The organism is Streptomyces odonnellii (genome assembly GCF_000981895.1).
GTDB classification, from domain to species: domain Bacteria; phylum Actinomycetota; class Actinomycetes; order Streptomycetales; family Streptomycetaceae; genus Streptomyces; species Streptomyces odonnellii.
Map to the genome: position 1 here is coordinate 1 of NZ_LATD01000618.1, position 3,143 is coordinate 3,143.

Annotated in this window: 4 protein-coding genes; 2 read left to right on the plus strand and 2 right to left on the minus strand. The window is 70.1% G+C overall.

The features are described from left to right. Positions 1-320: 320 nt before the first annotated feature. The gene (locus tag WH07_RS40630) at positions 321-470 is read left to right on the plus strand and encodes a hypothetical protein (protein ID WP_198533957.1); all 150 of its coding nucleotides are present in this window, start codon (positions 321-323) and stop codon (positions 468-470) included. Between the two features lie 232 nt (positions 471-702). Continuing rightward, positions 703-1,590, plus strand: a complete 888-nt coding sequence (locus WH07_RS35685) for a GNAT family N-acetyltransferase (RefSeq protein WP_046509410.1) — start codon at positions 703-705, stop codon at positions 1,588-1,590. Positions 1,591-1,708: 118 nt separating this feature from the next. Here the strand turns inward: WH07_RS35685 and WH07_RS35690 are convergent, their stop codons facing one another. Both WH07_RS35690 and WH07_RS35695 read right to left on the minus strand, forming a co-directional pair. Then, positions 1,709-2,470, minus strand: a complete 762-nt coding sequence (locus WH07_RS35690) for a phosphoglyceromutase (RefSeq protein ID WP_046509413.1) — start codon at positions 2,468-2,470, stop codon at positions 1,709-1,711. Between the two features lie 132 nt (positions 2,471-2,602). Next, positions 2,603-3,143, minus strand: a 541-nt coding sequence (locus WH07_RS35695; RefSeq protein ID WP_046509415.1) for a N,N-dimethylformamidase beta subunit family domain-containing protein, incomplete at its 5' end; no start/stop codon positions are given.

The following is a 3,143-nucleotide window of genomic DNA, read 5'->3' on the forward strand; positions in this document are numbered from 1 at the left end:
GTTACGGGCGGGGCAGGTGGGGGCGTACTCCGTGCGGGGTCGTAGTCGCGGAAGTGGCCGGCGTTGCGAAAGTGACCGGCCTTGCGGAAGTGGCCAGCCTTGCGGAAACGATCATCCTTAAGGGAGTGGTCGGGCTTACGGAAGCGGTCGTCTGTGCGGAAGCAGTCGTCTGTGCCGGAGCGGTCGTCCGTGTGGAGGTCGCGGAGGGGCGCGCAGCGGTGTTTGCGCGCATGCGCCGGAGATGCGCCGTTGATGCGCCCGCCGGGGAGGGCTTGCAATGGGCAGAGGCGTCATCCGCGCACGCCTTTGAGGAGGATCCCATGGCCGATTCCCCGACGACCGACCTCAGGCCGGAAGCCCCGGCCGGAGCCATCCACCTGCCCATGCTCGGCGCATGCGGCTGCGGCTCGGGCTGCGGCTGCGGCTGCCAGTCGGGCGGCTCGTGCCAGTGCGGCGGCGGCTGCGGCTAGCCGCGTACGGCGCGCAGAGAAGAGCGCAAAGAGTTGGGTAGGACGAGGGGCCCTGTCCGCGAAATGCGGGCGGGGCCCCTTTCGTATGCGCGATGCGCGTCCGGGTACGGGTAGGGGCAGGGGAACCCAGGCGTGGACGAGGGCTGGGTGTGGGCCTGGACGGTGGCGCCCAGCCGCCTCGTATCAGCGAAAACCACTGGTCACAGGCCTACAGCATGGGAAAGCATGAGGCATGCGACCGGATGGCTGGCACCTCACCGAAGACATCGACGACTTCCTCGCCCGAGCCGGAGACTTCCTGCGCTCACGGCCCGCCCTGCACAACACACCGCTGACGGTGATCGAGAAACTGCGAACCGACGGGACGGACGCGTACGGGCCCGAAGCCACCCTGTTCGGACGGCTGGAGTCAGGGGGCGAGGTCCACGCCATCCTTTACCGGCTCCCGTCCCGCCGCCTGACCCTCACCGCCCTCTCCCCCGAGCAGGCCGACACCCTCGCCGCTCATCTGGCCGGCCTCGGCCACCCCCTCCCCGGCGTCCTCTCGGACCACAACACCGCCACCGCTTTCGCCGACGCATGGCAGCGGCACACGGGCGCGGTGTCGGAACCCGACTGGCGGGCCCGTCTCTACCGACTCGGCACGCTCACCCCACCGGAGCCGCTCGCCGAGGGCCGCGGTCGCGTCGCGGGCGAGCAGGACCATGAGCAAGTCGTGCGCTGGTGCCGTGAGTTCTGCGTCGACGTCGGGGAACAGCCTTCCCTCGACCTGATCGGCGCCGGTTCCTGGGCCGACTCGCGTTTCGGCGACCGGCACTTCACGTTCTGGGAAACACCGGACGGCGCTCCCGTCTCCATGGCTGCCACGACCTCGATGGTCGCCGACATGGTCCGGGTGGACCCCGTCTACACTCCGGCCCACCTCCGGGGCCGCGGCTACGCGGGCGCCGTGACGGCCGAGGTGAGCAGGGCGGCGCTGACCGCGGGCGCGACGGACGTCGTACTGTTCGCGGACCCGGCCAACCCCACCAGCAACGCCCTGTACCAGCGCATCGGATACGCCCCGGTCACCGAATTCGTGGCGTACAAGTTCTCGCCGGCCGACGGCGATACGAACTGAGCCGATCGGCTGCCAGGGGAACACGCACACGGCCGGGCCCCGAACACACACGGGGCCCGGCCGGAGGTGCCGAAGTACTGAAGTTCTGCGGTGGGGCGGTGGGGCGATGCCGTGGACGCTACTTCTTCTTGCCCTGGTTCTTGACGGCCTCGATGGCGGCTGCCGCCGCGTCCGGGTCGAGGTAGGTGCCGCCGGGGGTCAGGGGGTGGAAGTCGGAGTCGAGGTCGTAGACGAGGGGGATGCCGGTGGGGATGTTCAGGGACGCGATGTCGGCGTCGGAGATGCCGTCGAGGTGCTTGACCAGGGCGCGCAGGCTGTTGCCGTGGGCGGCGATCAGGACCGTACGGCCGGTCAGCAGGTCCGGGACGATCGCGTCGTACCAGTACGGCAGCATCCGTTCGACGACGTCCTTGAGGCACTCGGTGCGCGGACGCAGCTCGCTCGGGATCGAGGCGTAGCGGGGGTCGTCGCTCTGCGAGAACTCCGTGCCGTCCTCAAGCGCGGGCGGCGGCGTGTCGTACGAGCGGCGCCACAGCATGAACTGCTCCTCGCCGAACTCGGCGAGCGTCTGCGCCTTGTCCTTGCCCTGGAGCGCGCCGTAGTGGCGCTCGTTCAGCCGCCAGGAGCGGTGGACCGGAATCCAGTGACGGTCCGCGGCCTCCAGCGCGAGCTGCGCGGTGCGGATGGCGCGTCGCTGGAGGGAGGTGTGCAGTACGTCGGGCAGCAGGCCGGCGTCCTTGAGCAGCTCACCGCCGCGGACTGCCTCCTTCTCGCCCTTGTCGGTGAGATTGACGTCCACCCAGCCGGTGAACAGGTTCTTCGCGTTCCACTCGCTCTCGCCGTGGCGGAGGAGGATCAGCTTGTACGGTGCGTCGGCCATGGGGCCGAGCCTAATGGACGGGCCTGGGGCGGCTGGAGGCCGTCTCGGGATTGGGAACGGATCGGCGGCGGACTGCTGCGGTCGTCGGCTGACTGGTGTCCGGCGGGTGCCCGTACGGTGTCGTCCGGGTACTCACGGAGTGCGTACCGCGTACACCGCGCGTACGTTGTCCCTAGGCTTGGGCTTCGTCCTTGCCGCCGGGCCCTCTGCGAAGGCGCGGAGCACGTTTTCGGTGGTACGGGTGACGAACGCGCCGGTCCGCGCGTCCATACCGTGGTTGCGCCCGTTCTCCCGCGTCCCCGCCATCAGCCCCTCCACCCACCGCATCGTCCCGGTGGCGAAGACGCCTGCACCGCTGGGCACGGTGTAGTACGCGGAGTCGGAGTGGCTCTTCCGGCCGTTGCAGACGAGCGGGGAGTGGGCGACGATCTCGATCGGCGCGGGCCCAGGGGTGGGAGTCGGCGCGCCCGGGGTGACGCGGTCGTACTCCACTCCGACGAGATGGGCGAAGGAGTCGCCGCGCCTCACCCCCGTACCGTTGAAGACCCAGTGGTCCGCTCCGTACACGACATACGGGGCGTCGGTGGGGAAGCCCTCGTACAGGACGCCGGTCAGGGAGGATTCGGGGTCGGCGCCGGGGGGTTGGCGGAAGTCAGTGGTCGCCATGGTGGGG